The following is a 23,497-nucleotide window of genomic DNA, read 5'->3' as shown; positions in this document are numbered from 1 at the left end:
TATGGGTCATACTTTAGAAATACCTGACGCGTTATACGCTGACCTCAAGAAAGCGGCAGACGCAAGCGGTCTTACTCCTGTGGACTGGATTGCCTCCCAGTTGCCTCAAGCCCAGGAAGAAGCCGGACAGGAAACAGAACAGTCGCAAGGTCCTCAAACTCTTGCTGACCTTTTTGCAGGCCGAGTCGGGCGCGTCAGTAGTCGTGAAAAAGAACGCTTGTCTGAAGAATGCGTCAACGACACCCAACCGTTTGACGTCGTTTCGTAGATGTTACGATTTGTGTTGCCGTGCCCACTCTTGCACGCGACGTAACCAATCTGGACTCCGTAACGTTCGATTCTCCTCAAGAAACTGCGTCAGAATGGTGCTGGTCAGAGGTGGTAACACCGTGCTCTGCTCAACTATGGTATATTGTTCGTCTACCCGTTGAAAAATCTGTACGCGTCCGCCTTGATAACCCCACACTTCCGGCACTCCAACTGCAGCATAAATCGGAAACTTGTTAAGTGATGGATTGGTAACATCGATTTCGATAACCAAGTCCGGTGGCGGGTCTACGGCAACATCGATTTCTTCTTTAGCACGTATCCGTTCTACGTTTTGGATATAAAAGCAGGAGTCGGGTTCAAAACCTTTACTCAAGTCCTTACGGGTGAACGTTGTTGAACCGAGGCGTCTGACTTCGATATCCCATTCACCGGTGACAAGATCGACAAAGAGAGAGAGGGCTCGGTTGGGTTCTTCGTGTTTCGCGGAAGGTGCCACAATTTCCAATACCCCTCGGTCGTAGGCAAAGTGCACCGCATTACTCTCTTGGAAGTCAGCCAAGAGGCTCTCGTACGTTGCCCAACTGACACCGTGGAGAATCAGTCGATTCCCTGTCTCAGGCTGTGAACCTGGTTGTGTCATTGGAAGTGCGGATTCTTGTGCTGTTTGCATATCATCCTCTTTGTACGAGAAGAGCATAGCAAAAGAGAAAAAGAGAGAACAGGTTATTGGGGAAAATGGGGAAAAGGATAAACGGAGAAATGGGCAAAGGAAATATTCATTCCCTTTGCTTCTTAATCGGCTCATGCTACAGCAGCAGTCATGAAAATTCTCTTTCACGTTGTTGCGTTGGCTATGGGAGTGTTCTCTGGGGTTGCGGCATGGGGACAGTCGGCCTCGACGGTTGATATGCCTCGCCTGCTGAATGCTGGGAAAGATGGCAAGAATTGGCTCATTCCTGGGCGTGATTATGGCAACCAGCGCTTTGTTCCGCTCGATCAGATCAATACACAGAACGTGAAATCTCTGGCGCTACGCTGGAAGTTTCAAACCGGAATCAAAGATGCGTTTCAGACCACACCGCTGGTTGCTGATGGGGTGATGTACATTACAACACCGAAAAATAATGTCATCGCACTCGATGCGAAAACTGGCACACAGCTGTGGCGTTACGAGCATACCTACAAGACCGACAAATTTTGTTGTGGTGTAGCGAATCGTGGTGCTGGGCTTGGGTACGGTAAAGTGTTCATGGCAACCGCAGATGCTGGCTTGGTTGCATTGGACCAAAAGAGTGGCAAGAGCGTATGGAAGATCGCTCTTGCGGCTCCAGGGGCAGGGAAAGCTGAGACGACAAAAGCATTGGGTTCGTCCGACCCATTACGAGATGCGACCGTGACAGGAGCAAGCGGCGCAGGCGCGAACATGGCGCCATTGGTCTACAAGGGCAAAGTGATCGTGGGTATCACTGGTGCTGGCTATGGTTTACATCTCGAAGGCAAAAAGGGCCAGAAACTTGGTGCTGTAGTTGGTATGGCAGGAGACTATGGTTTGCGGGGATTTCTTGCCGCGTTCGATGTTGAGACCGGCAAAGAAGTGTGGCGCTGGCATACAGTGGCCAACAAAGGCTGGGAAGGTGAATGGCGCGAGGCAACGCAGGACGGTGCGCCACTGCATCGGGATATTGCCGCAGAGAAAGCGGCTTTCACCAAATATGCTGATGCCTGGAAAACTGGTGGTGGGTCGACTTGGACTACTCCCGCGCTAGATCCTAACTTGGGGTTACTCTTCTTGGGTGTCGGCAATCCTTCGCCGCAGATGGATGGACTGACCCGTCCTGGTGATAATCTCTACACCGTGTCTTTAGTCGCGTTGGATGTCGAAACTGGTAAGATCCGCTGGCATTATCAACAAGTGCCACACGACTTGTGGGGCTATGATGTCGCTAGCCCGCCAGTACTGTTTGATACGGAAGTTGACGGCAAGCACGTTGCGGTTGTTGGCCAGGCAAGCAAGACCGGCTGGTTTTATGTGAATGATCGCACCAGCGGCAAGTTTCTTTATAAGTCAGAGGCGTTTGTTCCGCAAGAAGGGATTTTTACGCCACCGACCAAAGAAGGCGTGCGGATTGCTCCAGGAGCGGGTGGCGGCGCGTCGTGGTCACCGGTCTCTTATGATGCGAGCTCGGGCATTGTCTACGTTGCAGGCGTGCACATGCCGACCCTGTATACCGTAAAAGAAGCGCCGGCTGAAAATGGACAACCCGCACAACACTATACGACCGCGACTATGACCGATGAACCGCGCTGGGGAACCTTGAGTGCTATCGATACTCGTATCGGCAAGATCGTCTGGCAAAAGAAAATTGAGAAGCCACTGATTGGTGGTGTCGTAGCAACCAAAGGTGGCCTGGTCTTTGTTGGCGAAGGCAATGGGAAGGTGGATGCATTTGATGCGAAGACTGGAGATCTGCTCTGGCAATATGCAACCGAGGCGGGGGTGAACGCGCCGCCGATCAGCTATGAAGTTGATGGTATGCAATATGTTGCCATCGCCTCGGGCGGGACTCCTCTATTTGGTAACAAACCCGGAGACGCACTGTTAGTGTTTGCGTTACCGAAATGAGAAAATTGAACGATTGGACCATCGGACCATTGAAGCGGTCAAAAATACGGTCACCGCGCCGTGAAAATCCCTCGTGCTTCACAATGAGGATCGGGATGCGCTATATCTAAGTAACGAAAACCGACGGAGAACAGAGAAGGAGAGCCTACCATGACAAATCGAAGTCAACATCCACAAGGCAACGGAGCGGCCACACACTATGACGCGGTCATCATTGGCGCAGGCGTCGGCGGACTGTATGCGTTGCACCATCTACGCGAAATGGGCCTTTCGGTCCGTGTGTACGACGGCGCCTCTGGTGTCGGTGGTACCTGGTGGTGGAACCGTTACCCCGGTGCACGGGTCGATGGTCCGGGCAGCCCATTCTACTGCTACACGTTTTCAGAGGACCTTGTGAAGGAGTGGGACTGGGCCGAGACCCAACCGAGCCAGGAGTCGGTCCTCTCCTATCTGGAGTTTGTCGCTGACCGGCTCGACCTGCGCCGTGATATCCAGCTGGAGACGTGGATCAGCGATGCTCGCTATGACGAAGCGCGGCAGCAATGGCAGGTCGAGACTAGTGCGGGAGCGCGTGTCTCTTGCCAGTTTCTGATCTGTGCGGTCGGCACTCTCTCAGCACCGAACACGCCTGACATTCCTGGTATCAAGACTTTTGCTGGCGAGTGCTACCACACTGGTCGCTGGCCGCAGACACCGGTCTCCTTTGCAGGCAAGCGTGTTGGCGTGATCGGCACTGGTTCCTCAGGGGTACAGGCGATTCCCGAGATCGCCCGTGAGGCGGCACACGTGACGGTGCTCCAGCGCACACCGCAATTCAGCATCCCCGCTCGTAACCGAGCCCTTGAACCTGAGCTGATGCAGCACGCCCGCGAGAACTGGGAGGCTATTCGTACGCAGTTGAATACGAATCCTGTGGGCATGCCGTTCAAGTTCAGCGAGCGTTTGGCCTGCGAGGATACTGACGAACAGCGCCAGAAGCTCTACGAAGATCTCTGGCAGAAGGGCGGCTTTCACCTCTTGTTCAGTAGCTATGCTGATCTCTTGACCAATAAAGAGGCGAACCGCACGCTGGCCGAATTCGTGCGCGGCAAGATCCGCGAGACTGTGCGCGATCCCAAGACCGCTGCGAAGCTGATGCCTGACTATTACCTGGGCACTAAGCGCCAACTCCTTGATAATGGCTACTATGAAACTTTCAATCGCGACAATGTGACTCTGGTTGATCTGCGCGAAGACCCGATTCAGGAGATCACGCCGACAGGGGTACGCACAGCCACGGGTGAGCACCAGCTCGACATGCTCGTGTTAGCCACCGGCTTTGACGCCATCACTGGGACCTTGCTGCGCCTCAACCCTAAGGGCCGCGGCGGCGTCAGCTTGAAAGACAAGTGGAGCGCGCGCTTCGACACCTACCTCGGCATAACAATCGCAGATTTCCCCAACCTGTTCATGATCCATGGTCCTGGGTCACCATCTGTGCTGTATAACATGCCGCTGGGCGCTGAACGCGAATCTGAGTGGATCGGTAACTGCGTGCGCCACCTGCGTGAACAGGGGCTAGGGACTATAGAGGCCACTCCCGAGGCTGAGAAGGTGTGGGATCAAGAGGTCGCCGACCTCGCCAACACCACGCTCTATCCGCTTACTGACTCGTGGTACACAGGGGCCAACATCCCTGGCAAGCACCGCCAGTTCTGCGTGCATTTGGGAGGCCCGCTCTACTTCCAGCGCATTACTGAGGTTGCTGCTAAGGGCTACGAGGGCTTTGTGTTTGAGCGCGAGCGGCGTGAAGAAGTGGCCGCTGCGGTGTGAGCGTATGAAAACTCGTATGTTGACAGAGGGCTAAGGTCACACCAAGTTTCTTCTCTTTCAAGGAGAAGGAACCTAGTGGTACAGCTGTGTAGTGAGTGCTGAACAGTATTGGCCTAACCCTCCGTTGAGAGAGAAAGAACAGGCTGTGAACGAGAGCGATTTTCAGTTGGTGTAATCTTGATCGTTATCCGCTCTCGTTGCTCCGCATCTTCCCTCTCCCTGGCAGGGCAATGGCGTTAAGTTAGCAGCTTTCTGATTCCCTCTCCCTCAGGGAGAGGGCTAGGGTGAGGGGATGAAATATAAGGCTGCTAGCTTTTCGATCCCCTCATCCTGACCTTCTCCCGGTGGGAGAAGGAACCCACATCCGCAGGGTCGTGGCTTAACTTAATACCCTTGCCCTGGCAGGGAGAGGGCAAGGGTGAGGGTCGAAAGCTGAGAATTCGGATAAACGCAATAGCAACTGGCATACTTTCAAACTTGTTGGTGAAGAAAACTTTTGCTAGCGTTGTTCCTCGCTTCTCACTATGTAAAGGAGGAACACACATGGACAAAGCGACCTTTCACAACGAGATCAACAAGATCGTGGCTGAACATCGGCTCGACCAGCATCCGTACGTGAAGCTCGTCAATCAGGGCAAGGCGACTCGTGAACAGCTCAAAGGGTACCCCATCCAACACTACGAAATGACTGTACGTGACTCCGCACCGCTCTCCGCCAGCGTGTTTCTCAGGATGCAGGACATTGCTCCCGGCTCGTCGGCACGAGGCGCTGCGAAAAGTTTCGCTGAAGAGGCGCTGGGCGTCTACAGCAACTCGGCTGGGCACTGCGATCTGCTCTTCGAGTTGTGGGAAGGTGGCCTTGGATTGCCTAAAGACCAGTTGAGGAAAGCGGTTGCCTCGTCTGATGCGATGGCCTTCAACGGGTGTATGTATCGTCTCTTGCGGCTCAAACCGCAGTTCATCGGCGCGATCGGTCTGATGGAAGAGATCGAGGTCGAGGCCTATCGCATGCTGTGGGAAGGGATGGAGCGGCATTACGGCATTGGCTTAGAGCACCTGCGTTTCTTCACAGTCCATTACAAGGCCGACAAAGAACATGGCGAAGCGGGCCATCGGGTAATCGATCATTTTGTGACCGGCAGCGGGCGCGAAGAGGAGTTTCTCGCCGAAGCGCGGACGCTGGCACATTTTTTCTGGAAGGGCTTTGACGCGATGATGACGGTGTGACCCTTGTCCCTTGGGCTTCAGGTGGTAAGGCTTCGTACACGAGCTGAGTACGTGCTGAGAAGCTGAGCTTGGCACGAAGCCTCTGCGGCATTCATGACCCACCTCCGGTCAACTGACCGTCCAGCCGCCGTCAATAATGAAGGGGGCACCGGTGGCGAACGACGCATCATCACTGGCCAGGAACAAGGCGACTTTGGCGATCTCCTCCGGGTCGGCCATGCGGCCAAGCACCGAGATGCGATCGATCGCTTTGGGATTGGGTGGTTGGCCCTTACGGATGCGCTGCGCCATTGGCGTCTCAATCGCACCGGGACAAATGGCATTGACGCGGATGTTGTATCGTCCGTATTCGAGCGCGGCCACGCGCGTCAGGGCAATTACGCCGGCCTTGGATGCGGCATAGGCGGCACCACCACGCACCGCGACTAAGCCCGCAATCGATGCTGCGTTAATCACCGCGCCGCCGCCAGCCTGCACCATGTGAGGGAGGACATACTTCATACCCAGGTAGACCCCGCGCAGGTTGATGGCGATGACCCGGTCGAACTCGTCTTCGGGCAGGTTGGCAAAGTAGTGCGACGCGCCTTCGATCCCGGCGTTGTTGTACAGAGTCGTTGGTGCGCCAAAGTGAGCGACGGTGTCTGCGACCATGCGCTGGACATCTTCACTTTTAGAGACATCGGCGCGCAGGGCGAGCGCCTGTCCTCCGTGAGTTGCGATAGCGGCGACTGTTTCTTTCACCTCTGCTTCGTTGGTATCGACCGCTGCCACTTTTGCGCCTTCGCGAGCGAAGAGCAATGCAGCGGACTTTCCCATGCCCGACCCGGCACCGGTGATTATCGCAATCTTGTTGGCGAGTTTCATGCTTGTGTCCTTTCTTTCAGGTCCAAAGTCTAAAGAGCAACACTCAGAAAGTCGAGAGTATGAACTCACTGCAGATCCTCGCGCTTTCCCTTTCCAGTTCCGTTGCAAATCACGGCGAAGGTGCTAAGTACGTCGGCAGGTGCGAACCCTGGGAGGAAAGCCATGTTCACAATCGGCAAAGCATTTCATCTCCTGCATGTCGTCAGTGATCTAGATGCCGTCGATGGGTGGTACGACGACGTCTTTGCCGTGCGCCGATTCGTCCGCAATTCGATGAAAGCCGCGATGCGCAAGGCGTCGTTGGTCTTGATCGCCGACTTTGTGATGGAGCCGGCGCAGCCTTTACGCTACATGCAGGGGTGGGAGAAGTCAGCACTGGGCAGGTTCTATTCCCGCTATGGGCAGCACTTTCATTCGATGGCTTGGTATGTGGACGACCTGGCAGAAACCTGCGCGCGCTTGACCGAGAGAAAGATCCGCTTGTTCGACATGGTGGGGAACGTCGTAACCACACCCTCACCGCGGGACGGCGCCGTCTGGACACACCCGCAGGATACCCACGCGGCGTTCGAGTTTGCCGCTGTGCCCAAATTCTTCATCGATCCGCGCCTGCAGCCGGGTTGGTCGATTGAGTTTTCTCGCGATCAACATACGCTCGGGATCGAGTGTGCTTCGCATTTGACGGTGTTGTTTCGTGACCTGAACGATGCCCGCATCGTCTATCAGGAGGCGCTGGGCGGCACGTTGATCCATGAAGCTGACGTGCCGGGGCGCAAGCGCAGCCGCTACTACGCCGTCGGTGCAGACACCATCATCGAAGCCGTGCAACCGTTATCACCGAGCAGTCCCGAAGGTATGGACCTGGCGCGGGTAGGCGAAGGGATTTACTCAGTAACGTTCAAGACACAGAACTTGAAACGTGCTGCGGAGCATCTCCGTGCGAAAGGTCAACGATGTACTGAGGATGGCGACTCGCTGGTGCTCGACAGCACGCAAGCCTTTGGGATGGTGATCGGGTTGAGCGAACATGATATCCCACATCGCCCGAAGTGAGTCTGTCTCTGAATGTCTCCTCTGCTATCGTCAATGGATGGTAGCGTGCATGTTCGGCCGTAGAGAAGCATGCCCACGTCTCTCCCGGCCAACGACTAACCCTGGGCAGTAAGAAAAGGAACAACGATGTCGGCAGTCAGCAAACTTCCAGTGAACCCAGTTTCAGGCTTTCCCACCACCAACATTCAATGGCTCCATATCGAAGGAAGTCCGAAATTCGACTATCCGATTGATTACTGGGTGGCGGTGCTGGGGGCACAGCCAGAGAAGAACAGGATTGACTTTCTCTCCAAATGGGCGCCGAACTCGTACTGTCACTTCCATCGGCACCTCGGTGAGACCACCACCCTCGTGCTCGAAGGCGAACAGCACATCGTCGAGACCACACCTACGCAAACGATCCATAAAGTCCGCAAACCTGGATTTTATGCCCGCACCCCTGGTGGCGATATGCACATGGAGTACGGAGGGCCAGAAGGGACAGTGGTCCTCTTCAGTTGTCAGGCCGTCGACGGGCGCCTCTTCGAAGTGCTCGACAAAGACGAGAATGTCCTTGCGGTCGCGACGATTGAGAGCTTTCTCTCCGGAAAATTCGCTGCACGACCGCGTTCGTAGCGTGAATGTCAGAGCTGAACCCTTGACTGACGCACTGTCAATCAAGGGTGCATGGTGCGCTCAACACAGCAAAGAAAAAGGAGGGTTGAAGTGATACCCTCCGCCTCTCAGGCTTCTGCCGCAGGCGGGGTCGAGCGGGACCGCAGAAACTCAATGATCCCTGGCAGGATCGAGACAAAGATAATCCCCAGAATGACAAGGGTGAAGTTTTCTTTCACGACTGGAATATTACCGAACGCATAGCCTGCAAGCACACAAACACCGACCCACAATATACCGCCAAGGACGTTGTAACTTGCGAACTTGGCGTACGTCATACTGCCGACACCAGCGACGAACGGCGCAAAGGTTCGCACGATCGGCACGAAGCGGGCGATAATGATCGTTTTGCCTCCGTACTTCTCGTAGAACTGATGGGTTCGGTCAAGATACTCTTTCTTGAGAAAGCGACTATCAGGTTGTGAGAATGCCTTCGGTCCGATGAAGTGACCAATGGCATAATTGACAGCGTCTCCCAGTATAGCGGCAACGGTCAGCAGCACCAGCAGCCAGGTCAAATCCAGCGAACCGGTTGCGGCAAAGGCACCAGCCGCGAACAGGAGCGAGTCGCCGGGCAGAATCGGCGTGACGACCAACCCTGTCTCACAAAATATGATGAGGAACAGAATGACATACGTCCAGGTGCCGTAGTTTTGGATGACGGCTTGCAGATGGGTGTCGAGATGTAAAAAGAGATCAATGAATTCTTTGATGAGTTCCACGGGTATCCTTATCTGTTGCGTGTTACGTGGTACGTGGTGCGAAAAAAAGAATACAGGGGCCAGAATACAGAAGTCAGAATAGGGCAATAAGAAAAGGTGTGTTCAAGCCCCGCCGGAACCCCTTTCCTCCTAAATTCTGACTCCTGTCTCCTGAATTCTGTGTCCTATTCTTACGTATCACGTTCCACGGTTTTACATTCCCTTCTCTACCAACACCCACGCTGTCTCCGCCAACACGCGACAACGGTCGCGCCGCAAGATTGCCTCTGGCGACGCGGCATTTCCTTCCAGCCCGCGTTTGTATACGCCTTGTGAAATCGCGGCAAGCCGGAAGAGCGACAACACCATGTTAAATGTCCAGTCGGCGGTTCCCTGACGGCTACTTTGCTCACAGTAACGGGCGACCATCTCGTGCTCAGAAGGAATACCGTAACTCGGGTCAAGGTGCGTAATATCTCCACGCGTAGGATCGGCAACATAGTACGGGATGCAGTTATACGCGAGATCTGACAACGGTGCCCCGAGAGTGCTCAACTCCCAATCGATCACCGCTAATACACGTGGTTCGGTCGGATGGAAGATAAGATTCTCTAAACGAAAATCGCCGTGCGCGATCGTTGTCTCACTGTCATCGGGAATATGCTGAGGCAACCACTGCATGAGGTGGTCCATCGCTGGGAGATTCTCGGTTTTCGTCGCTTCATATTGCTGTGACCAGCGAGAAACTTGACGAGCCAAATACCCACCTACGCGCCCATAGTCTTCAAGCCCGACCGCGCGGAAATCAACGGCGTGTAATTTGACCAGGGTATCGACCATGCCTTCATAGATCTGTCGTCGTTCAGTTGGTGAGAGGCTCGGCAACGTTTGCAGGCGAAAGACTCGGCCTTCGACAAAGTCCATAACGTAAAAGTCAGTCCCCACAACAGTGGGGTCCTGGCACAGGACATGAGTTTCCGCCACTGGTACACCAGTGTGTTGCAGTGCGGAGATGACGCGACACTCACGATCGACAGCATGGGCTGAGGGAAGCAATTTGCCCGGTGGCTTCTTGCGCATAACATACCGTTTGCCTGCTCCATCGATGAGGATGAAGGTTGGGTTCGACATTCCCCCTTGCGTTTGCGTCACCGTGAGGGGGGTGCTGAAGCCAGCCACATGCGTGCGCAAATACTGCGCCAGGCGCGCTTCATCAAAGCGATGTTGTTCCAAGACGGGGATAGTTTCCGTCGTTAATGTCGTCGCGGCGATAGTTGACATAGCTAGCCTCCTCAAGGAAGACCCATGTGGCAGTTGAATCACTCACGACGGCGGGGTGCAAGGGCGTGACGAAAGGCGTAAAACGTCTTGTGCAAAACTAAGCAGGGGAGGGGTGGTGGTTCTGTTTGACCTATTGGCGGGTTATACCTCTGTCAGGCGAGGGTCCAATGTATTTCTTCAGACTCCGTGCCTCTTGTCTTCATAGCGAACGCTGCCGCCTCATTGGGTTCCTGTTGTTGATGGCTTGTGTGACTTCGTGTGCGACGACGTCTCCCACGCAACGCCGCCAACTCATCTTTACAAATGAGCAAGAAGAGTTGGCGCTTGCAGAAGTGCAATACGGCAAGTTGCTGGATACGGTTGTAGTGAATTACGATGCCCAGGCCAACCACATTGTCAGGACTGTCGGGCAACGGCTTGCGCGGGTTGCGGCCAAGAGCAATTATCTGTGGGAATTTGTTGTGATCGACGCTCCGGATGCGATCAACGTCTGGGTCCTTCCCGGCGGTAAAGTTGGTGTGTCTACGGGCCTCTTTCCTGCGGTGCAAGACGAAGCTGGATTAGCCATCGTTGTAGCGCATGCGATGGCACATGCCCTCGCGCGTCATCAAAGTGAGAAGGCCACACGCGATGTGCTCGTTGAGTTGAGCACGATGGGAACCTCGTTCGCTCCAGGGCTTGTTCAGCAAACCTTTAGTCTTGGCACCAATCTGGGGTTGATCTTGCCTTTTGGTCGTGTGCAAGAAGAGGAAGCGGATTATCTTGGATTACTATTGGCGGCGAAAGCAGGATATGATCCAGCTATCGCCGCAGCCGTGTGGGATCGCGTGCGGTATAGTGGTGGAACCCCCGCGAAACCTACAGAATTTCTCGTTGCGCATCCCGACTATGATACGCGTGGTGCCAATCTGCAAAAGTGGTTGAACGAGGCGATCCCTTATTACCAGCAGACTGTCGCGGTTCCTCCTGCACGATTACCAACCCTCGAACAGATCGAGCGCCCTGTCATTCTCGAAAAGACGGACACGAAAACGGGCGAAGAGCGGGCCGTGGTCACCACAGAAACTACGACAAGCGCTTCTCAGTAAACCTGGGACGCTGTCTTTCATAGGTCAGGTCAATAGTGTTCGGCATTCGCTATGCATGTGTGAAGAAGGGTTCCTTCTCCCCTGCGGGGAGAAGGACAGGGTGAGGGGAGAAAACGAGGGTGTGGCTGACTGCGTAGTGCATTACCTTCACTCTAAATCAGACCATGAAAGATTGGCACACTCGCGTTGTCACCCTGAGTGAAACGAAGGGTCTCTCTGAGAGATTCTTCGCTGCGCTCAGAAGGGCACGATTTGGCGTCTGGAGTGTAACGTGTACGAATGTTCTCAGGTCTGATTTAGCCCACTCCCTGGCAGGGAGTCTCATAAGGGTAGGTTTTTTATCCAAGCCTCAATTGGCGCGGATTTCCCGTCGTGAGGAGCCGCGTGTTCGTCATGCCCGCGCAGGCGGGCATCCAGGAGCTTCACCCCTGAACGATTGCGTATTCCCCCTGGATTCCCGCATTCGCGGGAATGACGTCTCGTCTTTTCTCAGCGTAAAAGCCTACCCCTAAAAGGCCAGGGAGAGGGGATTGGCTAGCTGCCGCCTGTCGGCGGTCTGTGACCCAATCCGGAGTGATGATCCGGCTCGTGTATCGGAGACAAATGAAGCCGCGGAAGCGGTGATGCGCTGTGCCTGAACGGTAGAGAAACGTGCGCAGAAATGCTAAATCAACCATACGCCTGTAACGCGCTGTTCCGTTATTTACCGTTGTAAGAGAACTGTGAAGAGCTTATGTCATATCGTACCCGTGCGCAGTGCCTTGTATTTGCCCTCATCGCGATAATCAGCGGGTGTGTGCATTCGACCAAGCCTGTGACAGTAACCGAGCACGTGAGGGAAATGCCAAGACCATCTTCACCGCCAGAGTGCAAGATTCCGGTCCTGACGACTGCCCCCAGCGAGCCGTATGAGGTCATTGCTCAGGTCAAAACCTACGGGAACGTTGAAACGGATCAAGCCGAGATGGATGATGCACTGAACCGCGAGGCCTGTGAACTCGGCGCACAAGCCGTGATTGTCCAGCCAGCGAAAGGGGTTGGACGTGCCGATGAGGTGTCAACGCACGCGGCGGGAAGCAGTGACGAGGACTCCGCGAACACAGTCGAGTACGCTTCTCAGATCGTTGGGCTCGCGATTCGCTATAGTTCCGAGGTCGCCCCACAACAATAATGTCTACCAGGTATTGCACCCCCCCACTTCTGGATACCTGCTCCTCGATACGGATGAGGGACAGCCTGCGCGAGCCTGACGTGCAACAAACTAGTACCGTGTCTCGCAAGTTCATTCGCGGTGAAATCGTAGGGCGCGTACCACGCGCCAGTCAGTTGGCGCGCTTCGCACGCCCTACAACTGCTCACGAAGTTATGAGACACGGGACTAGGCTTTCGTCCTGTCCGTGCACGCGAGAGTTCCGTGCGGGAAGGTTGAAATGGGCTGTGATGTTCCTTCTTACGGTCTGTGGGCTGTTTGCACGGCTGCCTAGCGTCTGGGCACAAGAGCAAAATGGTGACCCGACGACCTATACAGCACAAACATTCTATGCCTGGCTCAAACAGCATGCCGATGCCAAACCAGCCTTTACGCCTGGCGACACCTTGACGAACGCTGACCTGGAAAAGATCAAACCATTCATGCTGCCTGGCTATTTCGAACAATATGTGAAGTGGAAGGAGATGAAGCTCGAAGTCGTCGACACCTATCACGTGAAACCGCACAAGATGGTGCGCGACTGCAATGCAAGGTATCAACGACACGTCAAACTCGCCGCGGACGGCTCTTTAGAGAATTATGTTTGTGGCTACCCTTTCGCGAACACAGCCATTCAAGAAGGTGATCCCCAAGCTGGTATCAAGGCGGCGTGGAATTATGACAAGCGATGGTCCTGGCGGGGATACTACGTTCGCAATGCGTTGGCAACGACGTTCCGGTTCGGCGGTGAGCACACTGCCCCTGAACCAGAAATGCCACCCGAAGCGTGGCGTGGGACGAAGTCCCTGACGAAATCTGAAGACTGGAAGTACGACACCAAGGCCATCTACGGTGGTGGTGGTAAGTTCGAGCGTAGCCTTGGCTGTTTCTACCATCGCGCTTACTATTCGCACCTGCCGATGTTTGAGAAGAACAACTATCGGCTTCCTGGTATGGCTGACGCATCTGAGGTCTACTGGAAGGAGTTCACCGGGTTCTTCTCGCCGCTTGATGTTCGTGGGGCGGTTTTCATCGTCACTCGCTATACCGACCCACGGCGGGCTGATGACGGGTGGGTCTATGTTCCGAGCCTGCGTCGGGTACGGCGCCTTACCGCTGACGTGAGATCTGACTCCCTCATGGGGACCGATCACACGCTTGAAGATGCCTATAGTTTCTCTGGACGTCCGCTGGAGTGGAACTGGCAGTTCCATGGCTACAAAGACATGCTTGTCGTACATGCCAAGACCAAGTGGGAGGACGACGGCGTGCGCTACGGTGGCCCGGACGGCTGGTTGAATAATGACGTGTGGCAACTCCGTAGGATGATGATTCTTGAACGGTCTCCAAAAGATCCACGGCATCCGTACTCTCGTGTGATTATGAGTATCGACCCGGAAACCTGGGAAGGATGGATGATGGTTGCCTTCGACCGGAAAGGCAAGCTGTGGAAGCTGTGGCAGTGGGGGTATGCGTGGAGCGATGACGCGAAGCGATTCACGGAGATGAACCACGGTCGTGCTGCGGCTCACTGGCGTAACGTTGAAACCGTCGACCTGCAGAATGGTCGTGGCAACCTGTGGCGGGAGTACGGCGGCGGTCTTCCTGATTTCTCGGTCGATTTTCTCACCAAGCTGTACGACCTCAATCGGCTTGCGGAAATGCATCGCTAACCGTTTCTGACCGAGGGACGGAAGCCCGTTCCTCGTCTGTACTCATCATGATGGTGAGCAGGCAGTGCCCGCCGAAACCTGGCCGGGAATTGACCGAACCCATTTCGTAGTGAATACAGGGACGATACAGAAAGCGCTGGAGGTGTTATGGCGGCACCAGTCGTTGACCTCAACAAACATTGGTCGCTGGAGTATCCAGACCTGGGCACTGAGCCGGTTCCGACCGAACCATGTATATCGTCCGAGTACTTTGAGCTTGAACGCGAGCGGGTGTTCAAGAAGGTGTGGCTCTATGTCGGTCGGGTTGAGGAGATCCCCAACCCAGGTGATTATTTGATGAAAGACCTGCCAGCGGCCAACACGTCAGTGATTGTTGCCCGTGGCAAAGATGGTGCTGTTCGTGCGTTTCACAACATTTGCTCGCATCGGGGCAATAAATTGGTATGGGACGGTAGTGGCTCTTGTCGTGGTTATTTCTCCTGTAAGTTTCATGGTTGGACGTACAACACTCATGGTGAGTTAGTGAATGTACCAGATGAAGAGATGTTCCATAACTTTCGCAAAAGCAAACACGGACTCGTTTCGGTCGCTTGTGAGGTCTGGGAAGGGTTCATCTTTATCAACTTAGATCCCCAGCCAACCCAGACACTTACTGAGTACCTTGGCGCACAAGGCGAACGCCTCAGCGGTTTTCCCTACGAAGCGATGACCGCCAGCTATTTCTATCGCACCGAACTCAAATGTAACTGGAAGATTGCCCTCGACGCCTTTTCCGAAGGCTACCATGTCAACTACGTACATGGCCGTTCATATCCAGATACCTTTACGGGTAAGGATAATCCCATGTGCCATTTGCCGGAGGTGCGACTCGATGGTCCGCACCGATCGTGTGTGGTCTATGGTAACCCTGATCACAAACCAAGTCCGGTGGCGGCGCTCGCGTATCGTTTTGGCGAATCGGTGACGAAACGTACGGCAGCGATGGAACAGTTGCCTCCAGGAGTGAATCCGAATCGTGCACGCGAGTTTGCCTTTGATATTGCGGGGCTCTTCCCAAACTTGCTGTTACATGTGTTGCCGGGAATGTGGTTTACGCATCAGTTCTGGCCGTTAGCGGTTGATCGCACCCTGTGGGAAGGCAAGGCGTATTGGCCCGCGGCGCGCACGCCTGGCGAACGTTTCGCCCAGGAATTCAACAATGTGGTCCTGCGCAGTGCCTGGTTAGAAGATACCGGCACGATGGAGGCAACCCATCAGGCGTTGTCGTCCGGCGTGAAGAAATACTTCATCTTTCAGGAACAAGAGATCCTCATTCGTCATTCGTACAAAGTGTTGGAGGAGTACGTTGGCTTCTACAAGAAGAATGGGAAGAATGCTGCAAAGAAAAGAGGAAAATTGCAGGCAGTACGCACCACGTAACACGCAGCACGTGCTGCATCGTGCGGATGACGTCTGCAAGAGGAAATGGATATGACTCAAACACTGCTTCCCTCGCAGTTTTCTGACCTCGAACCCCTCGCTGAGAAGTGGGCATTTGCCACACAGAACCAACGCGAAGCCTGCCGTAGAGCACGTACACCAGGCGAAATTCGCGAGCTTTATGACGTTTTGCTTACGCGTATGGATGCGATCCTCGATTATCTCAATCAATTTACCCTTGAAAATATGCCACCAGAGGCGCAACGTTTGATGTATCTGACGTTTGCTCTCGCCGAAGTTGCTCCGTACGTCGAATGCTACAACAGCAATCCCTGGGTACCGGATAGCTTTGAGGACATACGGATGGTGGCGGTGCATGGAGAGCGGGTGGGATGAGGAAAGTAGTCAGTATTCAGTAGACAGTAGTCAGTAGAAAAGAAAAAAGAAGTGTTGGGCATGAAGGGATGGGCTGTTTTTTACTAGTAGTCAGTCCATTTAATTTTGAGGGATAGGGTTTCGTCATGCCCGCGCAGGCGGGCATTCAGGGAAATTCAGCAGTGGCCTGTCGTTAAGCCTCCTGGATTCCCGCATTCGCGGGAATGACGTCCCTTGAGTTATCCATCAAAACTTTCTGGACTATCTACTAGCCCCTAGTCCCCAGCCCCAAGTCCCAAGAGGAAACTATGTCACATCCACTCCGTTTCGGTACCTACACCGAAATCCAAGGCCCGCCCGGTCGTAGTCACGCCGAGTTAATCTGGGATATCGTCGCGTTAGCTGAGCATACGGATAAAAACGGTTTCGATGTCTTTTGCACGCTGGAACATCCGTTTTTTGAGAAATTCGCCGTGAATCCCAATCCGCTCGCACTCTTCTGTACGATCGCACAGCGGACGAAGCATATTCGCTTTCGCGCGTTATGTCACACCTTGCCTCTACACAACCCGATGATCCTGGCGGGGGAACTGACTGAAGCGGATATTCTGACCAATGGACGACTTGATGTTGGTGTGGGTCGTGGACACGCGTGGCTGAACGAACCAGCGAACATCGTGATGGAAGAGAATCAAGAGCGATATGTCGAAGCGCTCGACATTCTGGTGAAAGCATGGACTGAGGAGACGTTCTCGTACAACGGCAAATACTACAAAGTGAAAGATCTATCGGTTGTGCCGCGGCCTATCCAGAAGACACCAAAGATCTTTCAAGTCGGCACCAGCGCCAAGTGGTTCAAACGCGCGGCTGAGAATAGCTGGGGCGTTTGTGTTGGTGGTCCAGCACCGAACTTTGTTTTTGCTGAGCCAGCCCGCATTTATCGTGAAGCCTGTCGTGCCGCTGGAACCACGCCGACATTAGGCTGGATCAAAGCCATTTATCTTGACGAAGACGAAACGACCGCATTTCGCGAAGCCGAACAACCAGTGCGGAATTTTATCGACTTCAATGTCTCGCCGATGGATTCGCTCGCCCGTCACACAGAGACCGAGAAGAAGCGACTCGCTGATGCGGGGTATGCCTTTTATGCCGCCGATGATTTTCCCAAGCTCCGCCAACTGCCAGTGAAAGACTTAATCGCTGCGGGAATCGTGCTGGTTGGGACGCCCAAGAAAGTTGGGCAGCAACTCCTGGAATTGTGGAGAGAGCATCGTTTCGATGAGTTGATTATCATGAGCCACTATGGCGGCACGCAGCGTTGGCAGGCATTGAAGACCCAGGAACTGTTTGTGAAGCATATTATGCCGATGCTGCGGGCGGAGACAGCGAGTGCGGAGGCGCAGCCTCAGTTATAGCCCAAGCTGTTAGTGACGCAAGAATCTCCTATCCCTGCGGGAGAGGGATAGGGGGAGGGAATTAAATAGGGACACCGCTCTTTCAAGGGAGAAGGGGCCAGTCGCTAAGTGTATGGATGGTGCTGAACAGAACTAGGAGAGGACACTGGAAAGGGTAATGCGCATCATTCGTCCCTTGGCGAAATTTTTGCAGCGCGTACGTCCTGCCACCATAACGCCCTGGCTCCAACAGCACTCCCCGTTATGGCCTGGAGCGCTCGGTGTTATCCTTGGCTCAGGCATCGGCATTGGAGCGTTGTTCGGCATTACTGGCGTTGCTGGCATGGGCCTATGCCTGTTGGTGATAGCTGGCGCACTGTGGCGAGCATGGGATGCCGAGCCGGTGTTGGTGGGATTGGAGGTAAAGCCCGAACCTCAGACTGAGGAAATCCCAACTGTTATCGAACGGGAGCCTGAGCCTCTATTTGTTGAACAACTCGACATGGTCGAACTGCCAGGTGGGACTTTTCTCATGGGCTCGCCTGACTCGGATCGTGAGGCATTCGATAATGAAAAACCTCAACATCAAGTGACAATTGCTGCCTTCGCTATCAGTCGCTATCCGATCACGCGTCAGCTCTATCGTGAGATTGTTGGCGCTGCGCCAGAGCAGTGGGAGAGAAACAAAGGTGAGCAGAACCTTCCCGCCAATTATGTAAGTTGGTTCGATGCCGCCAGGTTTTGTAATGCGCTATCCACCCAGGTTGGTTTGTCGCCTTGCTACCGTATCGACGGAGACAACGTCGAATGGAACCGCCAGGCTGAGGGCTATCGTCTGCCGACCGAAGTCGAGTGGGAATATGCCTGTCGTGCGGGAACAACTTCAAAACGGTTCTTTGGTGATGACCCGCATGAGCTTGGCGACTACGCATGGTTTAGCGATAATTCAGGAGGCAGAGTTCACCCAGTCGGTGAGAAAAAGCCCAATCCGTGGGACCTACACGATATGATTGGTAATGTTTGGGAATGGTGTTGGGACTGGTTTGCCGACTATCTCTCTAACGCTACTCAGACGATTGCTGATCCGACTGGCCCTGAACATGGCAATAGCCGTGTGCTGCGCGGGGGCTCCTGGGGCAGTGTCCCGTGGTTCCTGTGGTCTGCGTTCCGGTTCTGGTTCTGGCCCGAGTTCCGACACGTCGTCGTCGGCTTCCGCTGTGTACGTGCCCCGCGCCGCTAGCATCGATCAATTGTCTTGTTGATCCGTTGTTTTTTCCTCGCGTGTAGTTCTCACGGGCATGAATGCCCGTGCTACATAGCCACGCCGGATAAATCCGGCTTCTGAGCCCCATTCATGGGGCGTTGTTCTGTAGCCCGGTGATTCATCGCCGAGGGAGAGAGACTCTCGTCGATTGCAGGAGACTGTATATTATGAAAATATACACAGATGATCGACTTCGAAAAAATCGAAGGGTTCGATTGGGATGCTGGGAATGATCGTAAAAGTGCTGACAAACATCAAGTCAGCCAAGCCGAGGTCGAACAGACCTTTTTCAATATGCCACTGGTGCTTGCACCTGACATGAAACACAGTCAGACGGAATCTCGTTTTCATGCTCTAGGGCAAACAGATGCGGGGCGTCTGCTCCACATCACTTTTACCTTGAGGTTTGAGGGGAGAAAAGTTCGCCCCATTTCGGCCAGAGATATGCACCGCAAGGAGCGACACGTGTATGAAGAAAGCAATTAAGGACATTCCTCAATTCAAAACCGAAGCAGAAGAACGGGCATTCTGGGAGACTCACGACTCTACGGAGTTCGTAGACTGGTCCCAAGCAAAACGGGTGCGTTTCCCGAATCTGAAGCCCTCAACACAAGCGATCTCATTACGACTACCTGTCGGATTACTGGAGCAGATCAAGGTTGAGGCGAACCGGCGCGATATTCCTTATCAGTCATTGATTAAGGTTTGGCTAGCGGAAAAAGCCGGACAGGAGCAGGAGAAGAACGCGAGAAGTCACAAATAGTTCAAATTCATTGATGTTAATTGCATGACAAACTGTGTCTATAAAGAGACAATTTGTTTGTCAAATGACAAACATAAAAAAGTTGTGCGCTATGCGCACCAAAAAAACAAAACAACAAAAAGTCAATGGAACAATGAATCAAGGCTGGCGGCGCGGGGCGCGCACACAGCGAAAGCCGATGTGGACGTTCGGGCCCTCGGGCCCGAACCTGACCCGGACCGCAGACCGCAGGTACCTCGGGTCAATGAACCAGGAGCCCCCGCGCAGCACGCGGTAAGAAGAGGAACAGGAACCAGTGGCATTAGGGGCAACAAAAGGGTTCACAGTCTGTTCAGAGCGATCTTGATACGCGGTCTCCTCATAGCAATCTTCAACCCACTCCCAGACATTGCCGTGCATATCGAAGAGACCAAACGGATTCGGAAGCTTCGTACCAACCGGATGCGTGGTACCGCCAGAGTTTCTCGAAAACCATGCATAGTTCTCCAGTTCCTCCTCCTCATCACCAAATGACCACTTCGTCGTACTGCCACCGCGTGCGGCATATTCCCACTCGGCTTCAGTCGGCAGTCTGTAACCATAGTTTTCACAGAAAGCTTTGGCCTCGTCCCATGAAACAAGAGCGGCGGGTAATTGATCTTCACCCTCGTGGTCTTTGCGGAATTGGCGGTATTACGCGTTAGTGACTTCGGTTTTGCTAATCTCAAAGGCACTGAGTGTGACAGGATGTGCAGGCGTCTCATTGTCATAGGCTCCCTCGTCTTGCTTTTTATCTGAGCCCATCGTGAACCTCCCGCTACAGACCGTAGCGAAGGTCATACCCGTCTTCTCGTCTCGTTGTTCCCTTGGGCCACCACGAAGGAGTGGTGTTCCTGTCGTTTCAGCAGGGAGCCACACCTCGGTGAGGAGCTTCGCACAGCTACCAGGAAAGTCTAAGCGAGAGATAAGGTCATTAAAGTCCGACTGCGTGACAACACTTCTTGCGCCTTGAAAATCAACCTTTGGTACAGTCGTGCCAGATGGGAGAACTAAGATAAGCTGATCGTTTTTGGTTAGATTTGCTTCTACCTGCATGAGCGTGTCGAGATGAGATGCCCAGTCAGTGCCTAATAACACACGGTCGGCACTGCCGCGATCAAGGAGCTGAATCGCTAGTTGTCGAGCTGGAACATGACTTGGTTCAGCCTGAATGACGAACAGACTCCGCCGTGGCCAGTTAAGTTCGTAGCCACGAAGCGCTTGCGGCAATGTCCCTGCATGCCACAATTCACTCTGACCGAGTTTCTGTACGTTCGCTTGTGACTGCCATTTCCATTCGGTGTTAATCACGCTCCGTGCCGCGACTGTTTCGGTACGTACCTCTTTCGGGGTACCAATGACGATGCGATAGTCGTTGCCGCCAGAGTGCTGTACGTCCCGAATTCTCACGGTCTGAGGTGACTCGGGTAAAGTAGGGTGAAAGACTGGCGTGGGGGTCATGAGTCGCACGATTGAGGTGCTAAGGGCGACGAGTGCGAGGCCGGTACAGGCACCGAGCGCTAGTGAGAGTTTGATTGGCATTTGGAACTTGGCATTCTTTGGTAGCTCACGCCCGGCAAATTCCATTTCGACAAGCATGCGGCGAGTGCGGGCGGGGAGTTTTGAGAAGTGCCAGGGGAGATATATTGTCGATGCTTCCTGCTGTGCACTGGATTCCCGCCTGCGCGGGAATGACGTTGTGGAGAACATGCTTAACCGTTCACGAATCTCCTCCTTCAGATTCCCATACAACCGATACAACTCCGCAGTCGCCTTCTCCGGCTCTCGCCATAATTCCAACAAGGCGATCTCCATACGCAAGCGTTGCTCAGCTTTGGTTTGGTTCCAGGGTAGGAGCTTATTTTCGGATTCTTCCCGCTGTTTGTTTTCTTCCTGATACTGCGCAATCCAGTAGTCGAGCGCTCGCGCCAACAGACTGTTGGGTGCAACTGCGTCGTTCTCCCGCGAGCATGCTACAAGCCAGTTCAAAAATTTGGCTCTTCGCTCTGGTGACCAGGACAGTCGCTCGCCGTTTTGGTCACTTTCTCGTAACAGATCGCGGAACTGCCAGGGTGAGAGATCAAGCCCGAGCCGTTGTCGTAACGCGAACGCTTGTTCTTCGGTTACTGGCTCTGGTGATAACGCTGTCGCTGCCGCCCAGGCGCGTAAATCACCGAACAACTCAGAATCGTGACGCTGAAGCGTTGTTGTGGTGACTGGACTAGCGGCGAGAAAGGCGGGAATCTCCTGTGGCGTGATGCAGCGCAGGCCATAGCTGCGGACCGACTTCGTCAGGTCGTGTTTGCCATCGCCAACATCCACAAATACGAGCCGTGGCCACTCGCCAAAGGCTTTGAGTACCTGTGTTAACGCGCTCTTGTCGAGTTCGGACTGGGCGGCGAGCGGTATCTCATAACCATCGGTGAGAATGACGACAAGCGCACTCTGCCGGTGTCCTTCCAAAACCAGCGGTGAGAATTCTTGGCCTTCGCGCCAGCGGATTACGCCTGGTGTCTCTGCAAAAGTGCCCAATCGTACTGGTAAACCCGCGCGTGTCAGACTGCCTTGTAGTTCCTGGAGCAGCCGGTCGACCAGTGGATTCTGCACCATGACATCGTGCCACAGCCACACTTCTCGTGGATATACGGCAGGCTCGTGACGAATAGCTGGTATGCCACCAGCACGAGCGGTTGCTGCGACGGTGCGGTCAATATCAACTACCGTGGTTTCATCTTCAGAGACAAAGCGTTCGACCCCCCACACGGCGGTGCGCAACGCTTCGCGATCCACCAGTTCGGACAGGATGTGGTCTGCACTGCGCAGTGGCACCCAGGTGAGTCCAGGACGCGGAGGTTGTTCTGCCAATGGAAGGGTGCTGTTCTGACGATACCGCCACCAGAGAAACCCACCCGTCAACCCCGAAAGCAACGCGAGCAGACCAGCCGCCCACGGGGAATCGACGAAGGCAGGTTCATGAATTGTAATCGTGGGAACCCAGGTCCATAATTCTTGAACTGGATTTGAGGGGAGGGCGGTTTCGATTGGTGTTGTTGGTGAACCACCTCCGCCAGTTGCGCTTGTTGTTTCTGTTCCGACAACAACAGGCGGTGATGAAGGCCAGAAATAATAACCTAGCGCGAGGCCCAAGCTCACGAGCAGAGAGAGCAGCCCATGACGCCAATAGGTACGAAGCGTAGCGAAAGTGTATTGCGTGAATCGTGGTTGGTGTTTTTTCGGCTTTGATGAATTGCTCTGCTGAGAAGGTGAAGACTGTTGGCCCTCGGAAAAATCACTCGCTTGAGATTCTTTGTTGGTTGTGTCGCCGGGTTGTGCCTCTTGTTCTTCTGCTGGTTTAGTAGTGGCAATTTCCTCGACTGGACACCAATCGGCGAAGCGTGACTCGAAGATCTCACGGTGTGATTCCTGTTTGATGAGGGTACACGCGAGAAGGTCCTTTAAGCTTTGACGGTCGAGGGAAGGTTGGAGACTGAAGGCGTGTTGCAGCCAGACCAATTCGTGTGGGCCTATGGCGATGCCGTCGAAGCGGAGGACGGCGAGGAATTCGTCGAGGGTAGGGAATTGCTGGGGAGTGTTCATGGCGAGTGTCGGTCTTTATTTCTTGCTTACGACCCTCACCCTTGCCCTCTCCCTGCCAGGGAGAGGGTAACACGAACGGAGCGGTGGCAGGGTGCTAGCGTCGCTGTCGTGTAGAATTCCCTCTCCCTCAGGGAGAGGGCTAGGGTGGCCTGATGAACGAAGAGGAAACACGAGAGGCAGGAAGGAGGAAAGAGCGACACCCGATTTGTTCCGCGGGAGCAAGCAAAGAAGG

20 protein-coding genes and 1 pseudogene are annotated in these 23,497 nt (G+C 54.2%); 15 read left to right on the top strand and 6 right to left on the bottom strand.

Going from position 1 to position 23,497, the window contains the following annotated elements:
• Window position 1: 1 nt before the first annotated feature.
• Window positions 2-268, top strand: coding sequence for a hypothetical protein (locus FJ147_11630; GenBank protein ID MBM4256529.1), 267 nt, complete (start codon window positions 2-4; stop codon window positions 266-268).
• A 3-nt stretch (window positions 269-271) separates the two neighbouring features.
• On the opposite strand, the gene FJ147_11625 is transcribed toward FJ147_11630, so the two are convergent.
• Window positions 272-1,075 (bottom strand): Uma2 family endonuclease, encoded by an 804-nt coding sequence (locus tag FJ147_11625; GenBank protein ID MBM4256528.1) that lies wholly within the window; start codon window positions 1,073-1,075, stop codon window positions 272-274.
• Between the two features lie 102 nt (window positions 1,076-1,177).
• Here FJ147_11625 and FJ147_11620 point away from each other — a divergent pair, with 102 nt between their 5' ends.
• From FJ147_11620 to FJ147_11610, 3 genes are all read left to right on the top strand, one after another.
• Window positions 1,178-2,893 (top strand): pyrrolo-quinoline quinone, encoded by a 1,716-nt coding sequence (locus FJ147_11620; protein MBM4256527.1) that lies wholly within the window; start codon window positions 1,178-1,180, stop codon window positions 2,891-2,893.
• Window positions 2,894-3,043: 150 nt separating this feature from the next.
• Window positions 3,044-4,705, top strand: a complete 1,662-nt coding sequence (locus FJ147_11615) for an NAD(P)/FAD-dependent oxidoreductase (protein ID MBM4256526.1) — start codon at window positions 3,044-3,046, stop codon at window positions 4,703-4,705.
• 543 nt (window positions 4,706-5,248) lie between these two features.
• Window positions 5,249-5,932: a hypothetical protein gene (locus tag FJ147_11610; protein ID MBM4256525.1), complete on the top strand. Its 684-nt coding sequence runs from the start codon at window positions 5,249-5,251 to the stop codon at window positions 5,930-5,932.
• A gap of 108 nt (window positions 5,933-6,040) precedes the next feature.
• Here FJ147_11610 and FJ147_11605 read toward each other — a convergent pair whose 3' ends face one another.
• The gene (locus tag FJ147_11605; GenBank protein ID MBM4256524.1) at window positions 6,041-6,796 is read right to left on the bottom strand and encodes an SDR family oxidoreductase; all 756 of its coding nucleotides are present in this window, start codon (window positions 6,794-6,796) and stop codon (window positions 6,041-6,043) included.
• Between the two features lie 120 nt (window positions 6,797-6,916).
• On the opposite strand from FJ147_11605, the gene FJ147_11600 reads away from it, so the two are divergent.
• Entirely contained in the window at window positions 6,917-7,849 is a 933-nt protein-coding gene (locus tag FJ147_11600; protein ID MBM4256523.1) for a hypothetical protein, read from the top strand.
• A 126-nt stretch (window positions 7,850-7,975) separates the two neighbouring features.
• Complete coding sequence (locus tag FJ147_11595) at window positions 7,976-8,464, top strand: hypothetical protein (protein ID MBM4256522.1); 489 nt, start codon at window positions 7,976-7,978, stop codon at window positions 8,462-8,464.
• A 107-nt stretch (window positions 8,465-8,571) separates the two neighbouring features.
• Here FJ147_11595 and FJ147_11590 read toward each other — a convergent pair whose 3' ends face one another.
• A complete protein-coding gene (locus tag FJ147_11590) occupies window positions 8,572-9,225 on the bottom strand; it encodes a DedA family protein (GenBank protein MBM4256521.1) in 654 nt (217 codons plus the stop codon).
• A gap of 192 nt (window positions 9,226-9,417) precedes the next feature.
• Window positions 9,418-10,485 carry a phosphotransferase family protein gene (locus FJ147_11585; GenBank protein MBM4256520.1) on the bottom strand — a complete coding sequence of 356 codons (1,068 nt, stop codon included), beginning with the start codon at window positions 10,483-10,485 and terminating at the stop codon, window positions 9,418-9,420.
• 167 nt (window positions 10,486-10,652) lie between these two features.
• Between FJ147_11585 and FJ147_11580 the strand changes: the two genes are divergently transcribed.
• From FJ147_11580 to FJ147_11540, 9 genes are all read left to right on the top strand, one after another.
• Window positions 10,653-11,573: a M48 family metallopeptidase gene (locus tag FJ147_11580; protein ID MBM4256519.1), complete on the top strand. Its 921-nt coding sequence runs from the start codon at window positions 10,653-10,655 to the stop codon at window positions 11,571-11,573.
• An 841-nt stretch (window positions 11,574-12,414) separates the two neighbouring features.
• Window positions 12,415-12,744, top strand: a complete 330-nt coding sequence (locus FJ147_11575) for a hypothetical protein (protein ID MBM4256518.1) — start codon at window positions 12,415-12,417, stop codon at window positions 12,742-12,744.
• Window positions 12,744-14,435 carry a DUF1329 domain-containing protein gene (locus tag FJ147_11570; GenBank protein MBM4256517.1) on the top strand — a complete coding sequence of 564 codons (1,692 nt, stop codon included), beginning with the start codon at window positions 12,744-12,746 and terminating at the stop codon, window positions 14,433-14,435. Before FJ147_11575 ends, FJ147_11570 begins: the two co-directional genes overlap by 1 nt.
• 147 nt (window positions 14,436-14,582) lie before the next feature.
• Window positions 14,583-15,854 (top strand): aromatic ring-hydroxylating dioxygenase subunit alpha, encoded by a 1,272-nt coding sequence (locus FJ147_11565; protein ID MBM4256516.1) that lies wholly within the window; start codon window positions 14,583-14,585, stop codon window positions 15,852-15,854.
• Window positions 15,855-15,905: 51 nt separating this feature from the next.
• Window positions 15,906-16,250, top strand: a complete 345-nt coding sequence (locus FJ147_11560; GenBank protein MBM4256515.1) for a hypothetical protein — start codon at window positions 15,906-15,908, stop codon at window positions 16,248-16,250.
• Window positions 16,251-16,537: 287 nt separating this feature from the next.
• Window positions 16,538-17,644, top strand: a complete 1,107-nt coding sequence (locus tag FJ147_11555; GenBank protein MBM4256514.1) for an LLM class flavin-dependent oxidoreductase — start codon at window positions 16,538-16,540, stop codon at window positions 17,642-17,644.
• A 157-nt stretch (window positions 17,645-17,801) separates the two neighbouring features.
• Entirely contained in the window at window positions 17,802-18,863 is a 1,062-nt protein-coding gene (locus FJ147_11550; GenBank protein MBM4256513.1) for a formylglycine-generating enzyme family protein, read from the top strand.
• 207 nt (window positions 18,864-19,070) lie between these two features.
• Window positions 19,071-19,373 carry a BrnT family toxin gene (locus FJ147_11545; protein ID MBM4256512.1) on the top strand — a complete coding sequence of 101 codons (303 nt, stop codon included), beginning with the start codon at window positions 19,071-19,073 and terminating at the stop codon, window positions 19,371-19,373.
• A complete protein-coding gene (locus FJ147_11540) occupies window positions 19,357-19,650 on the top strand; it encodes a hypothetical protein (GenBank protein MBM4256511.1) in 294 nt (97 codons plus the stop codon). The genes FJ147_11545 and FJ147_11540 overlap by 17 nt, the downstream gene beginning before the upstream one ends.
• 138 nt (window positions 19,651-19,788) lie before the next feature.
• Here FJ147_11540 and FJ147_11535 read toward each other — a convergent pair.
• Window positions 19,789-20,307: pseudogene (locus tag FJ147_11535) on the bottom strand (formylglycine-generating enzyme family protein).
• 15 nt (window positions 20,308-20,322) lie between these two features.
• Window positions 20,323-23,265, bottom strand: a complete 2,943-nt coding sequence (locus FJ147_11530; protein ID MBM4256510.1) for a hypothetical protein — start codon at window positions 23,263-23,265, stop codon at window positions 20,323-20,325.
• Window positions 23,266-23,497: the final 232 nt, after the last annotated feature.

This window comes from Deltaproteobacteria bacterium (assembly GCA_016874775.1).
Lineage (GTDB): Bacteria > Desulfobacterota > Binatia > Bin18 > Bin18 > VGTJ01.
This window is presented reverse-complemented; position numbering and strand designations above follow the sequence as displayed.